Here is a 21,867-nt window from a genome sequence, read left to right on the forward strand (position 1 = left end):
CGTGACACCGGGGGCCCGCGGCGGGCAGGGGCGCGCGCCCCCCTGCCCGCCGCGCCGCCATACATCCCTTAAGCAGATTTTGTCCTTTTGGCGCTTATCGTCACCTCATGCCCACGCCATACGGATCCCGCGGCGGCATGGCGTTCAGCGCAGCCGAGCTGCGAGTGCTCCGACGCGCCCTCGCCACCGCCCTCCATCCCACCCCGCTGTCCGACGAGGATGTCCAGGACGTCCTGCGCCTCGCCGGTTCCGTGGACGAGGCGGTCAGCGAGGCCGGCAGGCTGCGCGCGTTCCTCCTCGCCGACCTCGCCCGCTACCGCGCCGCGCTCCCGGCCGCCGCCCCGGGCTACCTGGAGCTGCTCCAGGACGCCCTGGCCGCCGGGTACCAGCCCGTCCCCGACGACCTGGTGGCGCTGCGCACGCTGCGCCACCTCCCGGTGGGCCTCGCGCTGCTGCGTCGCTGCCAGGTGGTCGCCGAGCTGTCGCTGCGGGCCCGGCTGGCCGGCCGCAGCGTCGCCCCGGCCCCGCGCACCCGGCTGCTCGCGCTGCCCGGCGGACGCGCAGCCGATGAGCCGCGCCCCAAGGAGCCGGTGCCGGACCGAGTCCCGGGCCGCCCGATGCCCAAGCCCTCCGAGGTCTTCCCACCCCGCCGCCGGCCCGTCCCCCCGCCGGAAGAATGGGCCGCCGGATAAGGCCCGGCCCCGTAGTCGCCTGGTGGATGGGCGAGGCGCGGTAGCCGTCGTCGAGCGCCCGCCAAGGATCACCGGACAGCCCTTACGACCTCGGGGACCATGGCCGTGGGCTCCCGACGCCCTGCGACTCCGCCTCCGGCGTTGTCGTCGGTCGACGACGCTCCGCGTCGCCTCCCTCCTCCGCCTTGGATGCGAAGCCGCATGACGCCGCTCGTTGATCCACACTCCATGGCCCCCGAGGTCGTTAGCTACTCTGGACGGCATGGACTACGTCTCCGCGCTCCTGCCCCCGGTAGTGATGGCCGCATTCTTCATCGCCCTGGTCATGACGATCATCAAGACACAGGGTGGCTCCAACAAGGGCAAGGAGGACGCGGCCGTGGACGCCGCCATCGTCCGCGCCGAGTCCGCGCAGCAGGCCAAGGCCCCCAGGGCCGGCGAAGCCTGACCTGCGGCCCAACTGCCCGGCCCCGCGTTTTCCGAGGGCGTACAGCTCACTGCGAGCCGTACGCCCTTTTCGCTGCGCAAATACCCGGCCGCAACCCTTATCTCCCACTATGGTGGCGCTGTGCCCCGCCAATTGGGAGACCTGGAAGACGCGGTCATGACGCGCGTGTGGCAGTGGAACCGCCCGGTGACTGTCCGGGAAGTCCTTGAGGACCTTCAGAAGGAACGGTCCATCGCCTACACCACCGTGATGACCGTAATGGACAATCTCCATCAGAAGGGCTGGGTGCGCAGGGAAGTCGACGGCCGCGCCTATCGATATACGTCGGTCTCCACTCGGGCCGCCTACTCGGCCGCACTGATGAACGAAGCCTGGTCGCAGAGTGACAGCCCCGCCGCGGCCCTGGTCGCCTTCTTCGGCATGATGTCGACGGAGCAGCGTGTCGCCCTGCGGGATGCCATGCGCGTCGTTCAGGGCGACGGCCCCACGGAGGACCCCGCCGATCCCGTTGAGCGCGCCGAGAGGCCCCCGGACGGGCCCACTGATCTGCCCGTGGATGAGCCCGCGGAGGACGCGCGGGGCACAACTGAGGGCACGGAGGGCGCCGAGAACGCGGACGGCGCGGGGAGATAGCGTCGCCGTATGTCCACCGAGCTTCCCGCGCTTCCCAATGCCGCCGAAAAAGCCATCACCGTCCGCCGGGCGAGGACCAGTGATGTGCCATCCGTCCGCAGCCTCGTGGACACGTACGCACAGAAGCGGATCCTGCTCGACAAAGCGAACGTCACGCTTTACGAGGACATCCAGGAGTTCTGGGTCGCGGAACGCGACGAGGATGCCACTGTGGTCGGCTGCGGGGCTCTGCATGTCATGTGGGAAGACCTCGCCGAAGTACGAACTCTCGCGGTGGATCCGCACTTCAAGGGCGCGGGAGTCGGGCATCAAGTGCTGGACAAGCTGCTGCAGACCGCCCGATGGCTCGGTGTTCGGAAGGTTTTCTGCCTCACCTTCGAAGTCGAGTTCTTCATCAAGCACGGCTTCGTGGAGATCGGTGAGGCACCGGTTGACGGAGATGTCTACAGTGAGCTGCTGCGTTCCTATGACGAGGGTGTGGCGGAGTTCCTGGGTCTCGAACGGGTGAAGCCGAACACCTTGGGCAACAGTCGGATGCTTCTGCACCTGTGATCGCCAGAAGACGCCGGAACCCTATGTCCGAAACGCGCACGTTTCCCGTGTTCTTGAGGTACTGAACCTCGACCGGGGGTTTGTGTTTTCCAGGGAAAAGCGGTTTCCTTTCCGCGTACTGCATTTTCGATGAAAGGAAATCCGGTGGCACAGAAGGTTCAGGTCCTTCTTGTTGACGACCTCGACGGCGTCGAGGCCGACGAGACGGTGACGTTCGCTCTCGACGGCAAGACGTACGAGATCGACCTCACTACGGCCAACGCGGACAAGCTGCGCGGTCTGCTCGACCCGTACACCAAGAGCGGCCGTCGCACTGGTGGCAGGGCTTCCTCGGGTCGCGGCAAGACGCGCGCGACCGCCGGTGGCAACCAGAACACCGCCGAGATCCGTAAGTGGGCCAAGGCCAACGGTTACAACGTGAATGACCGCGGTCGCGTCCCCGCCGACATTCGTGAAGCTTATGAGAAGGCCAACGGCTGAGAAGTCGCTGCGGATCCGGGGGATGACCCCCGGTAATGCACGGCCGCACGCAACAACCGGGCCCGGTGGCATTCCGTTGCCGCCGCGCCCACGAGTCGTACGAGATCGGGTGCGTCCCCGCGGCACCCGAGACCCGCGAAGGCCGGCAGTGTCGGTTCCACCTCGTGCCCCGGCTCGGGGGGTCGCAGCCACACGGCGGCCCCCTGTGGGCCCGCCCGTCCGGACGGGGCAGGGGCGGTCATCCGCCCGCCCGCGCCGAGGGCGCGCAGTTCGAGGGCCACACCGCCCCATTCAAGCCAGTCGAGCAGCCCCGGCAGCTCCTCCGCACTGCCTGCCGCGACCAGCAGGCGCATGCGCTGCCCCATGAGGGCGACCGGCCCCAGCTGTGCCCCGCAGCGCCGCAGTACCGCCAAACCCGCGTCGGCCGGCAGCTCCAGTACGTCGAAGCGCAGCCCCGTCAGCAGATGCACCGGCCTGGCTCCGGCGACCGCCCAGCCGAGCTCGTTTTCGTACCATCGAGCAGTGCCGTCCGCGTCTTCGAGCGGCAGCGGTGTGCGCGGGAGCGGAACGGTGGACGTCATGTCCGGGCCAACTGCCGAAACGCCCCGGGGTTACGCTCTGTCCCCGAGTGAACGCGTTCTGTTGATGCCCAAGGGGCGTGCGGAGGCGTTCGGCGGCGCAAGGGTGTTCGCCCGTAGCGGAGGGAACCGGCGCGCGCCGCATGGAGTGTCAGTCCTTGCGGGTAAGACATTCCTAGTGGGAAGGGGCGACACGCCGGTCGAGGCGTCTCACGTTCGCCATCGGCGTACTGGATGCACGGGTATCTGCTTGGCCTGCGGGAACATCGTCTCGCACCATCAAGTTGGAGCAGTTGTCGGCTGTTCGGCAGAGGATTCCTCGCGCAGGCGGCGGATCCGGACGGATGTCGGCAGTTGGAATGAGCTGTCCCGTCCCACGGGACTAGCATGCGGAAGGACAGGGAGGGGACCGACCCCTCTCACTGCCTGACCGCTCTGAGGAGCGATTAACGATGTTCGAGAGGTTCACCGACCGCGCGCGGCGGGTTGTCGTCCTGGCTCAGGAAGAAGCCCGGATGCTCAACCACAACTACATCGGCACCGAGCACATCCTCCTGGGCCTTATCCACGAGGGTGAGGGTGTCGCCGCTAAGGCACTGGAGAGCCTCGGGATTTCGCTCGAGGCGGTCCGCCAGCAGGTGGAGGAGATCATCGGGCAGGGGCAGCAGGCCCCTTCCGGCCACATCCCCTTCACTCCCCGTGCCAAGAAGGTCCTGGAGCTTTCGCTCCGCGAGGCCCTTCAGCTCGGCCACAACTACATCGGCACCGAGCACATCCTGCTCGGCCTGATCCGCGAGGGCGAGGGCGTCGCAGCCCAGGTCCTCGTGAAGCTGGGCGCCGATCTGAACCGGGTGCGGCAGCAGGTCATCCAGCTGCTCTCCGGTTACCAGGGCAAGGAGGCCGCCACCGCAGGCGGTCCGGCCGAGGGCACGCCCTCGACCTCTCTCGTCCTGGACCAGTTCGGCCGCAACCTGACGCAGGCAGCTCGCGAATCCAAGCTCGACCCGGTCATCGGGCGCGAGAAGGAGATCGAGCGGGTCATGCAGGTGCTTTCGCGCCGTACGAAGAACAACCCGGTTCTCATCGGCGAGCCCGGCGTCGGAAAGACGGCGGTCGTCGAGGGACTGGCGCAGGCCATCGTCAAGGGTGAGGTGCCCGAGACCCTCAAGGACAAGCACCTCTACACCCTCGACCTCGGCGCGCTCGTCGCCGGATCCCGCTACCGCGGTGACTTCGAGGAGCGCCTGAAGAAGGTCCTGAAGGAGATTCGCACCCGCGGCGACATCGTCCTGTTCATCGACGAGCTCCACACCCTGGTGGGTGCGGGCGCCGCCGAGGGCGCGATCGATGCGGCCTCGATCCTGAAGCCCATGCTGGCGCGTGGTGAGCTTCAGACCATCGGTGCGACGACGCTCGACGAGTACCGCAAGCACCTTGAGAAGGACGCGGCGCTGGAGCGCCGTTTCCAGCCGATCCAGGTGGCAGAGCCTTCCCTCTCCCACACGATCGAGATCCTCAAGGGCCTGCGCGACCGTTACGAGGCCCACCACCGCGTGTCCATCACGGACGAAGCGCTGGTCCAGGCCGCGACGCTCGCCGACCGTTACATCTCCGACCGCTTCCTTCCCGACAAGGCGATCGACCTGATCGACGAAGCGGGCTCCCGGATGCGCATCCGCCGGATGACCGCACCGCCGGACCTCCGCGAGTTCGACGAGAAGATCGCGAATGTCCGCCGGGACAAGGAGTCCGCGATCGACTCGCAGGACTTCGAGAAGGCGGCTTCGCTGCGCGACAAGGAGAAGCAGCTCCTTGCGGCCAAGGCCAAGCGCGAGAAGGAATGGAAGGCCGGCGACATGGACGTCGTCGCCGAGGTCGACGGCGAGCTGATCGCCGAGGTGCTGGCCACGGCCACGGGCATCCCGGTCTTCAAGCTCACCGAGGAGGAGTCCTCGCGCCTGTTGCGCATGGAGGACGAGCTCCACAAGCGCGTCATCGGCCAGAAGGACGCCATCAAGGCCCTCTCGCAGGCGATCCGCCGTACGCGAGCAGGCCTGAAGGACCCGAAGCGCCCCGGTGGCTCGTTCATCTTCGCCGGCCCGTCCGGTGTCGGTAAGACCGAGCTCTCCAAGACGCTCGCCGAATTCCTCTTCGGCGACGAGGACGCACTGATCTCCCTCGACATGTCGGAGTTCAGCGAGAAGCACACGGTTTCCCGTCTCTTCGGTTCTCCCCCCGGTTACGTGGGTTACGAAGAGGGTGGCCAGCTCACCGAGAAGGTGCGCCGGAAGCCGTTCTCGGTCGTCCTCTTCGACGAGGTCGAGAAGGCCCACCCCGATATCTTCAATTCCCTTCTGCAGATCCTGGAGGACGGTCGTCTGACCGACTCCCAGGGCCGCGTCGTGGACTTCAAGAACACGGTCATCATCATGACGACCAACCTCGGGACCCGGGACATCTCCAAGGGGTTCAACCTGGGCTTCGCGGCCCAGGGCGACACGAAGACGAACTACGAGCGAATGAAGAACAAGGTCAACGAAGAGCTCAAGCAGCACTTCCGGCCCGAGTTCCTCAACCGTGTCGATGACACGGTCGTCTTCCACCAGCTGACCGAGGAAGACATCATCCAGATCGTCGACCTCATGCTCGACAAGGTGGATGAGCGGCTCAAGGACCGCGACATGGGTATCGAGCTCAGCTCGGAAGCCAAGTCGCTGCTTGCGAAGAAGGGCTACGACCCGGTCATGGGCGCCCGGCCGCTGCGCCGGACGATCCAGCGGGAGATCGAGGACATCCTCTCCGAGAAGATCCTCTTCGGTGAGCTGCGTCCCGGTCACATCGTGGTCGTCGGAACCGAGGGTGAGGGTGACGCGAAGAAGTTCACCTTCCGCGGCGAGGAGAAGTCGGCTCTGCCCGACGTCCCCCCGATCGAGTCCGCGGCGGGCGGCACCGCCGGCCCGAACATGACGAAGGACGTCTGACCCGCGCCCGAGCACAGGTGAGTACCTGAAGGGACGGCTCCGGAACCAGCAATGGTCCCGGAGCCGCCCCTTCGGCGTGTGCCGCGGCCCGCGGCGTCAGCAGACGGCGGGCTTGCGCCAGCTGCATTCGAGGTCGGCGGCGGGGGTCGCGGCGCGGTCGGGCCGGGGGCGTACCAGCCTGGTGTCGTCCTCACCGGACGAGGCGAGGGTCACCACGATCGCGTCCTCGATGCTCTTCACCGACGCGGCCAGGTGGTTGTTGAGGACGATGCTGAAGACCAGCTCGCGCCCGTCCGCGTCCGTGACGTACCCGGACAGGGCCGAGGCGCCCGTCAGGGAGCCGGTCTTGGCCCGCGCGTTCAGGGCGGCGGGGGTGCCGCACAGCCGGGTGCGGAGGGTGCCGCCGACGAGGCGGTCCGGGGCGCAGGCGACCGGCAGGGACGCGCGCCAGTCGGCGTACCAGGGTGCGTCACGCACCGACAGCAGCAGCTGGGCGAGCTGCCCGGCGGGGATGTTGTTCATCCGGGACAGCCCGGAGCCGTCGACCTGGCGGAGCGTGGCCGGGTCGACGCCCTCCTTGTCGAGATGGGTGGTGATGGCGGCCAGCCCGGCCGCCCAGCTGCCGACGCCCGTCGTCTCGTGGCCGAGGGTCTTGGTGAGCGCCTCGGCGTGCATGTTGTTGGACAGCTTCATGAACGGGTGCATCAGCTCCTTGAGCGGCATGGAGCTGTGCGTGGCGAGGGTGCGCGCCGCCGGAGGAGTGGGACGGCCGAGACGGGTGGGCCCGGTGATGCGTACGCCGTGGGCGGCGAGGGCGTCGGTGAAGACCTCGGCGGCGTATCCGGTGGGCTCCCGGACGCTGACCCACTCCTTGGTGGTGCCCGCGCCGACGGGGATCCCTCCGGTCACGGTGATGGTGTTGGAGCCGTGCCGGCGCTCGATCAGCAGAGTGCTGGGCCCACCGGCGGGAGCCGTGGTGGCACGGTTGTCGAGGTCCACGTAGCTGGTGCGCGGAGTCAGTGTCAGCCTCGGGCGGGCGCCGGGCGCGGCGCCGGGCGCGGCCTCGACGATGACCGTGCCGGCGTCGTAGTCGGTGTCGGGGGCGACGGTGAGCGCGGAGATCTGCGCCGAGTAGTACGCGGACTCGTCATCGGCGGCCCAGGAGCGGCCGAGGCGCTGGGTGTCGAAACGGGTGTCGTCGGCGACGAGACGGCCGGTGACGCGCTTGATGCCCGACCGGGCCACATCGGCGGCGAGCCGGTCGTAGTCCTTGGCGAGGGTCGTGGGGTCGCCGGTGCCGCGGAGGTAGAGGTCGCCGCGCAGGACGGAGCCGTGGCGGCTGCCGGTGGAGAGGGCGTCCGTGCGGTAGCGGTAGTCGGGGCCGAGGAGGGCCATGGCCGCGGTGGAGGTGAGCAGCTTGGTGTTGGACGCGGGCATCAGACGGTCGGCGCCGTCGCGCCGGTAGAGGGTCGCGCCGGTGGTGGCGTCGGCGACGACGACACTCGCGGCCCCGCCGTCCAGGCGGGGGTCGGTGAGGATCGTGTCGATGGCGCCCTTGATGCCGATGTCGGAGGGCCCGGCGCCGGCGGGTGAGCTCCAGGTGAGCGTGCAGGCGAGCCCGATGGAGACGGGCCAGATCCAGGCACGGGAACGAGAGCGGGGACGGGAACGGGTGAGACGCGTACGCGGTCTGCTCACGGGTCTGCTCATGGCACAGGAGCATCCCGGACGGGGGTGGCCGGGGGAAGGAGGCGGGCGGCGGGTCAGGTGGTTTCGTGCGTCAGCCGGTTTCGCACCCGTGCACCGCGATGCGCTCGGGGAGGCGGTCGAGGCCCCGGACCGACTGGGGTCCGCGTACGAAGTGGATTTCCCGGAGCAGTGGCAGGGCCGCCATCGGCGAGAGGTCGGACTCCGGCGGGGCCGAGCCGATTCGCACGTTGGTGAGGCCGGGAAAGAGGCCGGGAATCCTTTCGAGCGCGGCCGAGGAGACGCTGCCCGGGAGGATGAGGCGCGTGACGGCGGGGACCGACAGCGAACGGGGAGCGGCGAGAAGCGAGTCTCCGGTGACTTCCAGGACGGACAGCCGGGGCAGGCGGCCGATCGTCGCCCAGTCCGCCGGTGCCTGTGGACCGCGATCGGGACCGAGGTGGAGGGCTAGCAGCTCGCCGTACCTGTCGAGCCCGCGAAGGCCGCGGGACGGCCCCGCCAGTTGGCTCAGGTCGAGGATCTGCAAGGGGGCGCCCGGAGGGAGGTCGGCCATGGACCAGTCGATTCCGGCGCCGTCGAGACTGAGGGACTCCAGGTCCTCCAGCGCCGCCAGAGCGCCGGTGTCGGTGTCGGCGGTCAGATCCACGGTGAGCGCGCGCAGGGGCAGCCCGACAAGCCCGGTCAGATCGGTGAGCCGGGGGCAGCCGGTGATGGACAGGTCGTGGACGTGGTCCTGACCGCGGAGGAACGACACATCCGTCAGGAGCGTGTTGTCGCGGACGCGGACATGGGTGAGCGAGGCCACGGCGGTGTACGCGCGCAGGGCTCGCGCGGACAGATCGCCCATCGCGTCGAGCATCGGCCGGGTGCCGAGTGCGCCCAGGGCCGCGAGCTGTTCGTCCGTCGAAGCGGTGAAGTACAGGCCCGTGGGGTCGATCCGGGCGATGACCTCTTCGGCGTAGGCGTTGGTGTCGAACCGGGCCCAGGACCAGATGAGTTGGGCCCGGACCAGCTGCGACGGGTATCCGCAGAATCGCGCGAGGAACGGGATCGCGAGGTCGGAGGCCACATGGGACGCGGCGACGACGACATCGTGGGCGCCGGCGGAATCCAGGGCTTCCGGGCCCGGCAGCAGGTCCAGGATCATCGGCCCGGCCGCCGCGAGGGCGCGGGCCGCTTCGGTGCTGCGCGGCGGGATCAGGGCCGCGGCCCGCTGTTCGACCGCCCGACGCACGAGTGGGTCGAGTTCGGCGGCATGCTCCAGGCAGGCCGCGGCCAGCAGGTGGACGCGGGCACTGGCCATGGCGTCCGGGTGCGCGTCGCCGCATGCGAGCAGGTCGGTGAAGAACTCCGCACGCTCGCGCGGCCTGGCGTGGGCGACCGACATGCGGATCACGTCGGCCCACTGGTCGTCCGCCGCGTGCGCGACCAGCACCCCGAAGTCGCCCTCGTCGACCACGGCCCGGGCGCCGAGGAAGTCCTGGAAGGTGCGGTGGATGAAGTCGACGGTGCCGGGGGCCGGTTCGCGCAGGAGACCGCTGCGTTGCAGGAAGTGGTCGAAGACCGCCTTCGCGTCGCCCAGCGCGGCGAGCTCCGGAACGGCCGGCAGGGCGTCCGTGATGATGCGCTCGGCCCGTGAACGGTCCATGGCGGCGCGGCCGTTGCGGATCAGCCAGTACGCGAGCCTTTGCAGCAGCTGGAGTTGGGGCTCCTCGCGCAGGTCCGGGACGCCCATGTGCCTCTCGCGGTCGCGGCGTACGAGCAGCATCGAGAGGGCGGCGGTGTAGAGGTCCTTGCGGCCCAGGGGCAGGAAGCCGCGGCGGTCCCGGTGCAGGGCGCAGATCAGGCCGCACAGCAGGGGGCTGGTGGCGAGGCGGCCGAGATCGGGCTTCGCCCGTACCGCGGCGAGGAGTTGGCGCTCGTACGCCGCCAGAGCCTTGTCGTCCTCGTCGGAGCCGGTGCGCGCGGCCGTGTGCCAGCGCTCGATGAAGGCCGCCACATCGGCCGGGCGCATCGGGGTCAGCGTCAGCTCGGTGAAGTCCTCGTCGCCGAGCCAGTCCTCCCGTACGGCCGAGGGGCGGGAGGTGACCAGCCAGCGGTTGCCGGGGTAGGTGTCGATGAGTTCGCCGAGCCACGCGCGCGTGCGGGAGCGTTCGGGGTCGGGGATCTCGTCGATGCCGTCGACCAGGACCAGGCCGCGGCCGGCCGCGAGCACCCGGGCCTCCCAGCCGGCGGGCTGCTCCCCGGCGAGCGGGGAGTCGACGGCGGACAGGAAGTCCTTCGGGGCGGGCAGGCGCTCTCCGTGGCGGGTGAGCGTGCGCAGGGGCAGGACGAAGGGGACGCGGTCGTAGAGGTACGCCATGCGGTCGTCGAGGTCCTGGCGGGCGGCGGAGACCGCGAGCCACTGGACGAGCGTGCTCTTCCCCGACCCGGCCTCGCCGAGCAGCAAGACGCGCTCGTGGGTGGCCAGGGCCTGGTCGGCGGGGCGGTTCTCGAAGGCGGTCCGGGCTTCGGCGACGCGCCGTTCGAGCCGCGCCCAGGCGCGTTCGTCGGTGGTGGTCGGGCGGGAGGCCGTGACCAGGAATCGGGCCCGCTCCGCTTCGGTGAGCTGGGTCATACGGAATCCGGTCTCCGCCTCCGTGCCCGGCTGCCCGGCGCCCCCCGTCGCCTCCAGACTCAGATACGCCGCGTCTAGTGGCCACTTCCCCGGGGAGTTGCTCAGGTCGATGCCGAAGATGGTCAGCTTGCTGTGCTTCTTCGCGACGTGCGCCAGGTAGCGCTGCTCGAAGGCCACGTCCTCCGCCCCCGGCAGCGGGTTCCGCGCGATCAGTGCGTCCACCTTCGCGATCAGCTCGCCCTGGCGGCGGCTCTGCGTGACGAGCGTCGCGGCGACGAAGGTCGAGCGCTGGGTGAAGAAGTTCAGGATGTGCAGGCAGGTGGTGTCGAGCAGGCGCTCGTAGAAGTACGTCGCGTCCGCCGACAGGTGCCGCTCGGGCCCGCCGCTCGCCCGCCGCAGCTCGCGGGCCAGGGCGGTGTGGCCCAGCTGCACGGCCTCCACATCGCTGAGGGCGAGGCCCCCGACGGCGTTCAGCGTGGCGGTCAGGGCGTCGATCACCGCCGCGTCCTCACCTGCCGGTACTGGCCGCTCGCCCGCACGCAGGGCCTGCTTGACCAGCTCCGCGGCGAGCTTGCGCAGGTCGCTGCGGGTGAGGGTGCGCTTCTCGCCCTTGAAGGAGACGTATCCGGCCAGCCGGATCGGCTTGTCCACCAGGCCCGCGCCCGGCCCCTCGGCCACGAAGAGCTTTTTGATCAGCGGTGCTACGGCGCCCGATACGAGCCTCGCGCCGATGGTTGCCGGTTCCACGTGCCGTCTCCCCCTGAGGCCTGCGCCGTCCGATGGATCAGCGTATCGAGGGGTGCGGCGGTGACAAGGCGCACAGGCCTTCCGATGCCTACGAAGGGGAATAGTGGGCGTGTTGCGAGCCGGGCGAAGGACTTCCGGGTGGCGGCCGACGGGACCTTCGGCCCAAGGTGCGTAAGGGGTGCGGAACCTGGGTTTATGCCCGATTCGCTTGACTCTGGTGTGGGGTTAAACCATGACGAGAGCCTTCATTTCGAATGCCCCAGCAGAACGCATCGGCAGCCGTCAAGGGTCGGATTGCTGCCGCCACAACTACGGCTCGGGTTAGTAGATGGGCGGTTTGAGGCCGGGCGGGGGTGCGGGTTACCAAGGTGAGGCAGCTCGGCGGTCGCCGGGTTCGCCCCTATCTCCGGAGGTTTCTTCCGCATGCCGAAGCGCGACATCTTCTCCCTTGCCGGCTCGTCGTCCGTCCGTACCCGTGCAGCCCTGATGGCCGCCGGGCTCGGGGCGACGATGGTGCTCGGGGCGACGGGGACGGCGTTCGCCGCCGAGGGATCGGCCGCCTCCTCCGTCTCCAAGCAGGCCGATGCCCAGGCCAAGGCCGCCGCGGGCGCCAAGAAGGCGGCTGCCAAGAAGGCGGCGGCTGCCAAGAAGGCGGCTGCCAAGAAGTCTCCCGCCGCCTGGGGCCAGCCGGTCGACCACTACTCGCTCAGTGCCACGTACGGCAAGGGCGGCGGCATGTGGGCCAGCAAGCACTCCGGGCAGGACTTCGCGGTGAAGATCGGCACCCCGGTCGAGGTCGTGCACGGTGGGACCGTCGTGAAGTCCGGGCCGAACGGGGCCGGCGACGGCCCGGCCTACGGGAACGCGATCGTGGTCAAGCACGACAACAACACGTACTCGCAGTACGCCCACCTGTCGAAGGTCGACGTGCACCCCGGGCAGAAGGTCAAGACGGGTCAGCGCATCGCGCTCTCCGGCAACACCGGAAACTCCAGCGGGCCGCACCTGCACTTCGAGATCCGCACGACGCCGAACTACGGCACGGCGATCAACCCGGTGACCTACCTCCGCTCGGAGGGCGTCAGCGTCTGAGCGGCGCCTCAGCTCTTCAGTGCGTGCGTGCGTGCCCGTGCGCCTGACTCACCAGATCGATGGCGACCTCCAGGACGGCCAAGCGCTTCTCCTCGGGGTCGCCTTCGACGTCCTTGAGGACGAACATTCCGGCGTGCATCGTGAAGAGCGCGCTGATGCAGCGGACCTGGTCCTTGAGCGCCGAGTCCGGCTCCTTGACCAGGTCGAGCATCTCCAGCATCCGCTCCTTGAACGTCTGGCCGATGCTCAGGTCGCGCATCGTCGCCTGGTTCTCCTGCATGAAGCGGAACAGCGGGGCGGCGGCGGCGAGGGACCGGCTGTAGCGGGTCAGGATCTCCTTCTTCGTGACCAGGGAGTGCGGCTGCCCCTGCGCCCACTCGATCAGCTCGTCCATGGGCCGGGTCAGGTCCTGGAAGAGGCTGACGATGATGTCTTCCTTGGTCTTGAAGTGGTAGTACAGCGCCGCCTTCGTGACATCGAGCTTCTCCGCGATCTCACGCAGTGAGGTCTTCTCGTAGCCCTGCTCGGCGAAGAGTTCCATGGCGACGTCCTGGATGCGCTGACGCGTATTGCTCCGACGCGGCTGGTGGGTGCTGCTCATCGACGTACTCCCAGAAACTTACTTGACGCCCGGCTAGTTACGGGGCTACTTTTCCCCAGTGTAGTCAGCTTGTCGGGCGGCAAGTAAGTAACAGGGGAGTGGAGTACATGGGGCGCGGGGCGAAGGAAGAACCAATGAAGGACAAGAAGGACAAGAACGTGAAAGCGGCGGGGGCGAAGGCGGCCGGAGCGGTTCGCCAGCCGCGCAGTGTGCGCGTGGTGCTGATGGCGCTGATGATCGCGATGCTGCTCGCGATGCTGGACAACATGATCATCGGCACCGCGATGCCGACCATCGTCGGCGAGCTGGGAGGCCTGGAGCACCTGGCCTGGGTCGTCACCTCGTACACCCTGGCGACCGCGGCCTCGACGCCGATCTGGGGAAAGCTCGGTGACCTCTACGGGCGCAAGAGCATCTTCCTCATCTCGATCGTCGTCTTCCTGATCGGCTCCGTGCTCAGCGGAATGGCCCAGGACATGGGGCAGCTGATCGGCTTCCGTGCCGTCCAGGGCCTCGGCGCGGGTGGCCTGATGGTCGGCGTCATGGCGATCATCGGTGACCTGATTCCGCCGCGGGAGCGCGGCAAATACCAGGGCATGATGGCCGGCGTGATGGCACTCGCCATGATCGGCGGACCGCTGGTCGGCGGCACCATCACCGATCACCTGGGCTGGCGCTGGAGCTTCTACATCAACCTGCCGCTGGGCGCGGTCGCCCTGGTGATGGTCACGGCGGTGCTGCACCTGCCCAAGAAGGAACGTTCCACTGCGAAGATCGACTACCTGGGCGCCGCGCTGCTGACCGTGGGCATCACGGCGATCGTTCTCGTCACGACCTGGGGCGGTACGGAGTACGCCTGGTCGTCGGCCATCATCATGGAGCTCATCGCGATCGGCGTCGCCTCCATCGTCGGCTTCCTCTTCGTGGAGACGAAGGCGGCCGAGCCGATCATGCCGCTGCACATCTTCCGCAACCGCAACTTCACGCTGATGTCGGTGATCGGCTTCCTGACCGGCTTCGTGATGTTCGGCGCGGTCCTCTTCCTGCCGCTGTTCCAGCAGTCCGTGCAGGGGGCGTCGGCGACCAACTCCGGCCTGCTGCTGCTGCCGATGCTGCTGTCGATGATGGTCGTCTCGCTGATCTCGGGCCGCGTCACCACCAACAGCGGCAAGTACAAGATCTTCCCGATCATGGGCGGCGGTCTGATGGTCGCCGGACTGTTCCTGCTCGCGCAGATGGACACCGATACCTCGCGGCTGACCTCGGGCATCTACATGGCGGTGCTCGGCGCCGGCATGGGCTTCCTGATGCAGATCACGATGCTGGTCGCGCAGAACAGCGTGGACATGAAGGACATGGGCGTCGCCTCGTCCTCCGCGACCCTCTTCCGTACGCTCGGCAGCTCCTTCGGCGTCTCGATCATGGGCGCGCTCTTCACCAGCCGGGTGCAGGACACGATGGCCGAGCGGGGCGGCGCGGGCGTCACCCAGCAGTCGGCCCAGCTCGACGCGGCGAGCCTGGCGAAGCTGCCGGAGGTGGCGCGTGAGGCGTACCAGTTCGCGGTGGCGTCGGGCACGCATGCCGCGTTCCTGCTGGGCGGGTCGATCGCGGTGATCGGATTCGTGGCGGCCTTCTTCGTCCAGGAGGTGCCGCTGCGCGGCGCGGGCCCGCAGCAGGCCGACGGCCCGGGCGCGGACCCGGTCGGCCCGGCCGAGGCCACCGTCTCCGGCGAAGCCGCCGGTGCGGTTCATGGCCGGCAGCTGGCGAAGGAAAACGCCTGACCCACCGCGGTGACGCGATGACACGTCACCTTGATCAACGGCCTCCGGTGTACGTACCGGGGGCCGTTTTTCCGTGGTGTGCTCCGGTACGGAGTCGAGCCGCCGGGCGGACCGGGTGGCGAGGGCGCCGCGCAGCGCCGGCTCCGCGGGTGACGGGCTACTTGGTGGGCAGCCGCACGATCGGGTAGCTGCCGGTCGTGGTCGGTGCGTGCTCGGGGAGCCACAGCACCGCGATGGCCCCGCCGTTCTGATGCGCGTTGCGGAAGGTCAGCCGTGCGCCCAGGACACGGGCCTGCCCGGCCGCGATCGTCAGGCCGAGGCCGTGGCCGCGGCCCGCCCGGTCGCTGCTGCCCGTGCGGAACCGGCTCGGCCCCTCCTTGAGCAGTGCCTCGGGGAAACCGGGCCCGTGGTCGCGCACCCGCACCACCCGGCCCTCGACGGTGACCTCGAACGGCGCCTTGCCGTGCTTGGCGGCGTTGCCCAGGAGATTGCCGAGGATGCGCTCCAGGCGGCGGGGGTCGGTGCTCACCCAGGACTCGTGGACCACCCGCACCACCGCGTCCGGGTGGAGGAGCCTGACCCGGCGGCCGACGAACTCGCCGAGCGCGATCTCCTGCAGCTCGGCCCGCTCCGAAGCACTGTCGAGCCGCGCCACCTCCAGCACGTCCTCGACCAGCGTCCGCATGGCCTGCGCCCGGTCCCGTACGAGCTCGGTGGGGCGGCCGGGCGGCAGCAGCTCGGCGGCGGTGAGCAGCCCGGTCACCGGGGTGCGCAGCTCGTGCGCGATGTCCGCGGTGACCCGGCGCTCCGCTTCGAGGCGCTCCTGGAGTGCGTCGGTCATGGCGTCGACGGCGCGCGCGAGCTCATCGGTCTCGTCCCGTACGAGACCGCCGATGGCGTCCCGCACCCGTACGTCCGCATTGCCCTGGGCGACCTTGCCGGCCGCGGTGGCCGCCTTGCGCAGCCGCCGGGACAGCTGGCCGCCGATCAGCACACCCAGGGCGCAGCCGCCGAAGACGACCGAGACCGAGCCGATGACCAGGGCGCGGTCCAGGTCCTCCATGATCGCGGTGGAGCGGTCGGTGAACGAGGTGTGCAGGGACAGCACGTCACCGTTGCCGAGAGGGGCGGCTGCCCAGACGTCGGGCACGCCGTTCGGGCCCTCCGCGACATGGGTGGCGCGGCGGCCCCGCTCGGTGCTCGCCTTGAGCTCCGGCGGCAGCGCGGGATCGTTGAGCTTTGTGCCGAACCTGGGCTCCCGCGCGGACTCGTACCAGCGCTGGGCGAATTGCAGGCGCTCGACCTGGACGTCGCGGGCGTTGTCGAGCATCGAGACGCGCGCCGCGTTGTGCACGACCAGGCTCAGGGCGATCGCGATGAGCGCGCCGACGCCGGCGATGGCGATGCTGATCTTCCAGCGGACGCCGGTGCGCAGGGCGAAGCGCCTCATGCGGATTCCCGTTCCGTACAAGAGGCGCGAAAGGCGCCGACGCCCGGGGCCGGCAGGGCGTGGTGGCTCATGCCTTCAACTTGTATCCGAAGCCGCGGACCGTCTCGATGCGGTCCTGGCCGATCTTGGTGCGAAGCCGCTGGACGTGCACGTCCACCACCCGGGTGTCGCCGCCCCACCCGTAGTCCCAGACCCGCTCAAGGAGTTGGTCCCGCGACAGGACCGTGCCGGGCGCGGAGGAGAATTCGAGCAGCAGCCGCATCTCCGTCGGCGTCAGGCCGACCGGCTCGCCGTCCTTGCGGACCTCCATGCCCTCCGTGTCGACCTCCAGGTCGCCGAAGACGAGCAGCCCGCCGTCGGGCCCGAGGCCGCCCTCGGGGCCGCCGGCCGGGCCGCCCGCGTGCCCGAAGCGGCGCAGCACCGCGCGGATGCGGGCGACCAGCACCGCACCGTCGAAGGGCTTCGTCACGTAGTCGTCGGCGCCGGCCTCCAGGCCGAGCACGACATCGATCGAGTCGGCCCGCGCCGACAGCATGATCACCGGCACCGTCGACTCGTCGCGGATGCGCCGGCACAGGCTCACGCCGTCGATGCCGGGCACCATCACATCGAGCAGTGCGATGTCGGGCTGGTTGCTGCGGAAGGCTTCGAGGCCGGACAGCCCGTCGGGCATCGCGGTGACCACGAAGCCGTCGCGCTCCAGCGCGAGCTGGGTGGCTTCGCGGATGACATCGTCGTCCTCCACGAACAGGACATGGGTCTCGGCCATCCGCTGCTCTCTCAGTTCTCCGTCGGGACGGTCGGCTGCTCGGCGGATCCGTCGCCGTCCCCGCCCACCGCGCGGCTGAAGTCGTTGTGCACCTGGTCGTGCACGGTGAACTTGTTCCCCGACCAGCGGTACGTGATCACTTCTTCGCCCGACGGATACGCCATCGGGTCGTTCTTCCCGTAGACCGGCTTGGTCAGGACCAGATCACCGCGGTCGATCTCCGCGTAGACGGCGGGGGCCTCGGCCGCGAAGACATTCTCGTAGGAATTGCCCCGCGCGCGATACACATAGGTACCGATGCCCACGGCATCCCCGCACGTCATCACATTCACCACGACGTCGTTGTCGGTGCTGCCGGTGAGCTTCCCGTACGACGTGTCGACCGGGTACTCGTCCTTCACGCAGGGCTTCAGGTCGCGCTTGACCGTCTCGCTGACCTTCGGGTCCTCCTGGAGCAGCGCCACCGGGTTCACCCGCTTGGCCGCCGGAGGCGTGGTCGCGCTGTCGGACGGTGTCGCGCGGGCGACCGCGTCGGTGCGGGCCGGACCCGCGTCGCGCGTGCCCGTACCGCCCGCATCACATGAGACGGCGAACAGGCCGACGACGGCGAGGCCGGCCAGAGCCGTGCCACTCGCCGCCCATGTGCACCTGCCGCGCTTCGCTAGGCCGCGCACCGCTCCCGCCCCCGTCCGTCACCGTGCCCCGAGTGCTCGAAGACGCGCGCGTCCAGCTCACGGCTCTCCAGCTCCTGCCGCAGCCGGGCGAGTGCCCGGTGCAGGGTGCTCTTGACCGTACCTGCTGACATTCCGAGAGCCGTGGCCGTCTCCTCGGTGCTCATCTGCTCCCAGTGTCGCAGCACGACCACGCTGCGCTGCTTGGGTGCCAGCACACCGAGTATGTCCATCAGCAGTGCGCGGTTCGCGCGCTGCTCGGTGCCGTCCTCGACGCTGGCGTCGGGCAGCTGCTCGGTCGGAACCTCTTCGAGCTTGCGGGCACGCCACCACTCGGTACGCGTGTTGATCATGACGCGGCGCAGGTACGCGTCGGCCAGGGACTTGTCCGCGATGCCGTCCCAGCGGCCGTACGTGCGCACCAGCGCGGTCTGGAGGAGGTCCTGGGCGTCGACCGGGTCGGGGACGAGCCGCCTGGCGCTCCGCAGCAGGGCCTCCTGCCGGGTGCGTACGTACTCTTCGAACTCGAGCACCTCGCCGTGCGCCATTCAGAACCGCCTCCGTCCCACTGACAAACCCTGTGAACTGCTTACGTCCCAGGACGCTACGGAGGCGTTGTCACGGGGTTGTGCGGGTCAGCCCTCGACGGACGCACGGCTGGCCGTCGGTTGTGTAACGGTGCTGCGCTCAGCCGAGGGGCAGCCGGTAGACACCGCTTGCCATGGGCTCCACCAGCCCGTCGGCGACCAGCCCGTCGAGGGCGCGCGCACGCTGGACCGGCTCGTCCCACACCGCGTCGAGCTCGGCCTGCGCAACGGGCTCGGTCGCCTCGCGCAGTACGGCCAGCAGCTTGCCGCGCACCTGACGGTCCGTACCGGCGTACGTCTGACCGCGCCGCGGCGCCCCCTCGTGCGCGGGCTTGCCGGCCAGCCGCCACGCGCACTGCTCCGAGACGGGGCAGCGCGCACAGTCCGGGCTCTTCGCGGTGCACACCAGCGCACCGAGCTCCATCGAGGCGGCGGCCCAGCGGGCCGCCCGCTCGTCCTCCTCCGGGAGCAGCGACCGGGCGAGCCTGCGCTCGGCGGCCGTCGTGGCGTTCGGCGGGTACTGGATGCCGGTGACCGCTCGGGCGAACACCCGGCGGACGTTCGTGTCCAGTACGGCGTGCCGCTGCCCGTACGCGAAGGAGGCCACGGCCGCGGCCGTGTACTCGCCGATGCCGGGCAGGGCCAGCAGCCGCGCGTGCTCGCTCGGGACCTTGCCCTGGTGCCGCTCGGTGATCGCGACGGCCGCTCCGTGCAGCCGCAGCGCACGCCGCGGATACCCGAGCCTGCCCCAGGCCCGTACCGCCTCGCCGGGCGGCTCGGCGGCCAGGTCGGCGGGCAGGGGCCAACGGGCGAGCCACTGCTCGTACACCGGAAGCACCCGGCCGACCGGCGTCTGCTGCAGCATGAACTCGCTGACCATCACCCCCCAGGGCCCCGCTTCGGGGCGTCGCCAGGGCAGGTCGCGCGCGTGCACGTCGAACCACGCGATGACGGGGGAGTGGAGGGCGGTGGTGGCGGTGGTGTCACTGGTCGCAGTCATGGCACTGGCGATCCTGGCATGTTTCGGCCCGACCGTGGACGAGGGGGTGCCCGGCGGTTCTCCGTGGCGGAGACCGCCGGACGCCCCTGGGCGGGACCTGGTGATCGTCGGGGGCGCGGACCCCACGACTGCTCGTGGCGTCGAGGAGGAGAAGGCCGAGGGGTCGGTCCCCGCTTCCGTCCGCATCTCCGCATCTCCGCCCGGCGCTGGACCTGGTCGGCGGCCGCCGGGCGTACGGAAGGTCGCCCGGCCGTCACCTGGAGCGATCGTCAGGTGCCGCACCCGACGGAAGTTGACGGTGCGTCAGCCATGGGCTGGAATGATGATCGGGAAAAGTTGCGGAGACGGGCGGCGGGTGGGGCGGGAGTTGGCGCCGATCTCTCGTAAGGTTTGTGCCGTGGGATCACTGCGCAATCCAGTCGGGCCGCTTCCCTCCTCCATTTATTGGCGCCGGAGGGCAGCAGGCCTGTCCTTGCTCGCCCTGCTCGCGGTGCTGGTCCTATGGGCCGTCATCTCCGGTGGGGGCAAGGGAGCTAAGGACGAGGGCCGCGGTGGTGCGAGCCCCGCGCCGTCCACGATCACCCCCGGCCCCTCCTCGTCGGGCCCGGCCATCAGTGAAGGACCCGGCGGGCGCGACGAGCCGGGCGGCACCGGCGGCACCGGTGGCAGCGACGGCGGTGGCGGCACCGGCGGTGGTGACGGCGGCGACCAGGGAGACACGGATTCGGGCGGCGGCGGAGGCAGCGACGACACCGGCGACGTCGGTGACGGCGGTGGCGGCAGTGGTGCCGGTCAGCGGGTGCCCGCGAGTTCCAGCCTGCCGAGCTGCACCCCGGGCGTCATCGAGCTGTCCGTACGCAGCATCAAGAACGAGTACGAGCCGGGCGAGAAGCCCAAGTTCGAACTGATCGCGAAGAACACCTCGGCCAGCACCTGCAAGATGGACTTCGGGCCGAAGGCAGCCGTGCTGACCATCACCGACGACGACAACAACGAGGTGTGGTCCTCCGAGGACTGCCCGCGCGCGCCCGAGGCGCTGCTGCTGCGCGTCCCCGGGAAGACGACCGTCAAGCACACCGTCGAATGGGATCTGAAGAAGAGCGGACCCAAGTGCGCGACGCCGCCCGCGGCGCCCGCGGGCGACGGGACCTACCTGGCGGAGATGGCGGGCGTGAAGGCGCCGACCACGTTCTCGCTGAAGAAGGACTGACGACGCAGCAGGACTGAGCCGAAGCGGCGCGCCGTAGAAGGACCGGCGCCGAAGAAGCTCTGATACACGCGTGAGTGCCGCACCCCGACGGGGTGCGGCACTCACGCGTTTGGCGTCCCTCAGGTGTGTCTCAGACGTATCGCTCCAGGATGGACGACTCCGCGAGGCGGGACAGGCCCTCGCGCACCGAGCGCGCCCGTGCCTCGCCCACGCCGTCGACCGCCTGCAGATCGTCGACGCTCGCCGCGAGCAGCTTCTGCAGCCCGCCGAAGTGCTCGACGAGCCGCTCGATGATCGCGCCGGGCAGCCGCGGAACCTTGGCCAGGAGCCGGTACCCGCGCGGCGACACCGCGGAGTCCAGCGTCTCGGGAGAGCCGCTGTGCCCCAGTGCCCGCGCCACGGTGGGCAGTTCGAGCAGCTCGGCATGGCTGAGCGCGTCCAGCTCGGTCAGCGCCTCGGCGACCGTGCGGGACCGTTTCGCCGTGGGCTCCGGAACGTAGTCGCGTACGACCAGGTCCCGCTCCGGCTCGACGCCCGCGATCAACTCGTCGAGCTGGAGGGAAAGAAGGCGACCGTCGGTGCCCAGCTCCACCACGTACTCGGCGATCTCGGTGGCGATACGGCGCACCATTTCCAGGCGCTGCGCCACGGCCGTCACGTCGCGGACCGTCACCAGGTCCTCGATCTCCAGCGCGGACAGGGTGCCCGCGACCTCGTCGAGGCGGAGCTTGTACCGCTCCAGGGTGGCCAGCGCCTGGTTGGCGCGGGACAGGATCGCGGCCGACTCCTCCAGGACCCGGCGCTCCCCGTCGACGTACAGCGCGATCAGGCGCATCGACTGGGAGACCGAGACCACCGGGAAGTTGCACTGCTTGGAGACGCGGTCCGCCGTGCGGTGGCGGGTGCCGGTCTCCTCGGTCGGGATGGACGCGTCCGGGACCAGCTGGACGCCGGCCCGCAGAATCTTGGTGATGTCCTTGTCAAGGATCAGCGCACCGTCGAGCTTGCACAGCTCGCGGAGCCTGGTCGCGGTGAACTCCACGTCCAGTACGAAGCCGCCGGTGCACATGGACTCGACGGTCTTGTCCATACCAAGGACGATCAGACCGCCGGTGTTGCCGCGGAGAATGCGCTCCAGGCCGTCGCGCAGGCCCTTGCCGGGCGCGACTGCGCTCAGCGTGGCGCGCATCAGCGCTTCGATGCCCGCATTACCGGAGCCTCCGCCGGACTTTCCGGGTGCTGTTGCCCGGTCGTTGGCTGCCACTGCACTC

19 protein-coding genes are annotated in these 21,867 nt (G+C 69.7%); 9 read left to right on the plus strand and 10 right to left on the minus strand.

What is annotated here, in order from left to right:
• Positions 1-137: 137 nt before the first annotated feature.
• The 5 genes from ACLLJJ_RS22260 (at position 138) to ACLLJJ_RS22280 (ending at position 2,805) form a co-directional block, all read left to right on the plus strand.
• Positions 138-692, plus strand: a complete 555-nt coding sequence (locus ACLLJJ_RS22260) for a hypothetical protein (protein WP_434600484.1) — start codon at positions 138-140, stop codon at positions 690-692.
• Between the two features lie 262 nt (positions 693-954).
• On the plus strand, positions 955-1,140 hold the full coding sequence (locus ACLLJJ_RS22265) for a hypothetical protein (RefSeq protein WP_434594343.1): 186 nt from the start codon (positions 955-957) through the stop codon (positions 1,138-1,140).
• Positions 1,141-1,260: 120 nt separating this feature from the next.
• Positions 1,261-1,773 carry a BlaI/MecI/CopY family transcriptional regulator gene (locus ACLLJJ_RS22270; protein ID WP_434594345.1) on the plus strand — a complete coding sequence of 171 codons (513 nt, stop codon included), beginning with the start codon at positions 1,261-1,263 and terminating at the stop codon, positions 1,771-1,773.
• Positions 1,774-1,782: 9 nt separating this feature from the next.
• Positions 1,783-2,325 carry an amino-acid N-acetyltransferase gene (locus tag ACLLJJ_RS22275; RefSeq protein ID WP_434594346.1) on the plus strand — a complete coding sequence of 181 codons (543 nt, stop codon included), beginning with the start codon at positions 1,783-1,785 and terminating at the stop codon, positions 2,323-2,325.
• 144 nt (positions 2,326-2,469) lie between these two features.
• Entirely contained in the window at positions 2,470-2,805 is a 336-nt protein-coding gene (locus ACLLJJ_RS22280; protein ID WP_283522167.1) for a histone-like nucleoid-structuring protein Lsr2, read from the plus strand.
• Here the strand turns inward: ACLLJJ_RS22280 and ACLLJJ_RS22285 are convergent.
• Complete coding sequence (locus ACLLJJ_RS22285; RefSeq protein WP_434594349.1) at positions 2,784-3,386, minus strand: SCO3374 family protein; 603 nt, start codon at positions 3,384-3,386, stop codon at positions 2,784-2,786. The two genes, ACLLJJ_RS22280 and ACLLJJ_RS22285, sit on opposite strands and share 22 nt — an antisense overlap.
• A gap of 449 nt (positions 3,387-3,835) precedes the next feature.
• Between ACLLJJ_RS22285 and ACLLJJ_RS22290 the strand changes: the two genes are divergently transcribed.
• Positions 3,836-6,364, plus strand: coding sequence for an ATP-dependent Clp protease ATP-binding subunit (locus ACLLJJ_RS22290; protein ID WP_434594351.1), 2,529 nt, complete (start codon positions 3,836-3,838; stop codon positions 6,362-6,364).
• Between the two features lie 96 nt (positions 6,365-6,460).
• On the opposite strand, the gene dacB is transcribed toward ACLLJJ_RS22290, so the two are convergent.
• On the minus strand, positions 6,461-8,074 hold the full coding sequence (gene dacB, locus ACLLJJ_RS22295) for a D-alanyl-D-alanine carboxypeptidase/D-alanyl-D-alanine endopeptidase (protein ID WP_434594354.1): 1,614 nt from the start codon (positions 8,072-8,074) through the stop codon (positions 6,461-6,463).
• 70 nt (positions 8,075-8,144) lie between these two features.
• Positions 8,145-11,435, minus strand: coding sequence for an NACHT domain-containing protein (locus ACLLJJ_RS22300; RefSeq protein WP_434594356.1), 3,291 nt, complete (start codon positions 11,433-11,435; stop codon positions 8,145-8,147).
• 423 nt (positions 11,436-11,858) lie between these two features.
• Here ACLLJJ_RS22300 and ACLLJJ_RS22305 point away from each other — a divergent pair, with 423 nt between their 5' ends.
• A complete protein-coding gene (locus ACLLJJ_RS22305) occupies positions 11,859-12,527 on the plus strand; it encodes a M23 family metallopeptidase (protein ID WP_434594358.1) in 669 nt (222 codons plus the stop codon).
• A 16-nt stretch (positions 12,528-12,543) separates the two neighbouring features.
• On the opposite strand, the gene ACLLJJ_RS22310 is transcribed toward ACLLJJ_RS22305, so the two are convergent.
• Positions 12,544-13,128, minus strand: a complete 585-nt coding sequence (locus tag ACLLJJ_RS22310; protein ID WP_434594361.1) for a TetR/AcrR family transcriptional regulator — start codon at positions 13,126-13,128, stop codon at positions 12,544-12,546.
• 134 nt (positions 13,129-13,262) lie between these two features.
• Between ACLLJJ_RS22310 and ACLLJJ_RS22315 the strand changes: the two genes are divergently transcribed.
• Complete coding sequence (locus tag ACLLJJ_RS22315) at positions 13,263-14,909, plus strand: MDR family MFS transporter (protein ID WP_434594363.1); 1,647 nt, start codon at positions 13,263-13,265, stop codon at positions 14,907-14,909.
• A 157-nt stretch (positions 14,910-15,066) separates the two neighbouring features.
• Here ACLLJJ_RS22315 and cseC read toward each other — a convergent pair whose 3' ends face one another.
• The 5 genes from cseC to ACLLJJ_RS22340 form a co-directional block, all read right to left on the minus strand.
• A complete protein-coding gene (gene cseC, locus ACLLJJ_RS22320; protein ID WP_434594365.1) occupies positions 15,067-16,359 on the minus strand; it encodes a two-component system sensor histidine kinase CseC in 1,293 nt (430 codons plus the stop codon).
• A gap of 67 nt (positions 16,360-16,426) precedes the next feature.
• Positions 16,427-17,128, minus strand: coding sequence for a two-component system response regulator CseB (cseB, locus tag ACLLJJ_RS22325; RefSeq protein WP_434594368.1), 702 nt, complete (start codon positions 17,126-17,128; stop codon positions 16,427-16,429).
• Between the two features lie 11 nt (positions 17,129-17,139).
• Complete coding sequence (locus ACLLJJ_RS22330; protein WP_434594371.1) at positions 17,140-17,802, minus strand: hypothetical protein; 663 nt, start codon at positions 17,800-17,802, stop codon at positions 17,140-17,142.
• Entirely contained in the window at positions 17,790-18,347 is a 558-nt protein-coding gene (locus ACLLJJ_RS22335) for a SigE family RNA polymerase sigma factor (RefSeq protein WP_434594374.1), read from the minus strand. The genes ACLLJJ_RS22330 and ACLLJJ_RS22335 overlap by 13 nt, the downstream gene beginning before the upstream one ends.
• A gap of 139 nt (positions 18,348-18,486) precedes the next feature.
• Positions 18,487-19,386, minus strand: a complete 900-nt coding sequence (locus ACLLJJ_RS22340) for an A/G-specific adenine glycosylase (RefSeq protein WP_434594377.1) — start codon at positions 19,384-19,386, stop codon at positions 18,487-18,489.
• A 472-nt stretch (positions 19,387-19,858) separates the two neighbouring features.
• On the opposite strand from ACLLJJ_RS22340, the gene ACLLJJ_RS22345 reads away from it, so the two are divergent.
• Positions 19,859-20,596, plus strand: a complete 738-nt coding sequence (locus tag ACLLJJ_RS22345; protein ID WP_434594380.1) for a hypothetical protein — start codon at positions 19,859-19,861, stop codon at positions 20,594-20,596.
• A 130-nt stretch (positions 20,597-20,726) separates the two neighbouring features.
• On the opposite strand, the gene disA is transcribed toward ACLLJJ_RS22345, so the two are convergent.
• Positions 20,727-21,860, minus strand: coding sequence for a DNA integrity scanning diadenylate cyclase DisA (gene disA, locus ACLLJJ_RS22350; RefSeq protein WP_434594381.1), 1,134 nt, complete (start codon positions 21,858-21,860; stop codon positions 20,727-20,729).
• Between the last annotated feature and the right edge of the window lie 7 nt (positions 21,861-21,867).

This window comes from Streptomyces sp. A5-4 (genome assembly GCF_051131715.1).
In the GTDB taxonomy this organism is placed as follows: domain Bacteria; phylum Actinomycetota; class Actinomycetes; order Streptomycetales; family Streptomycetaceae; genus Streptomyces.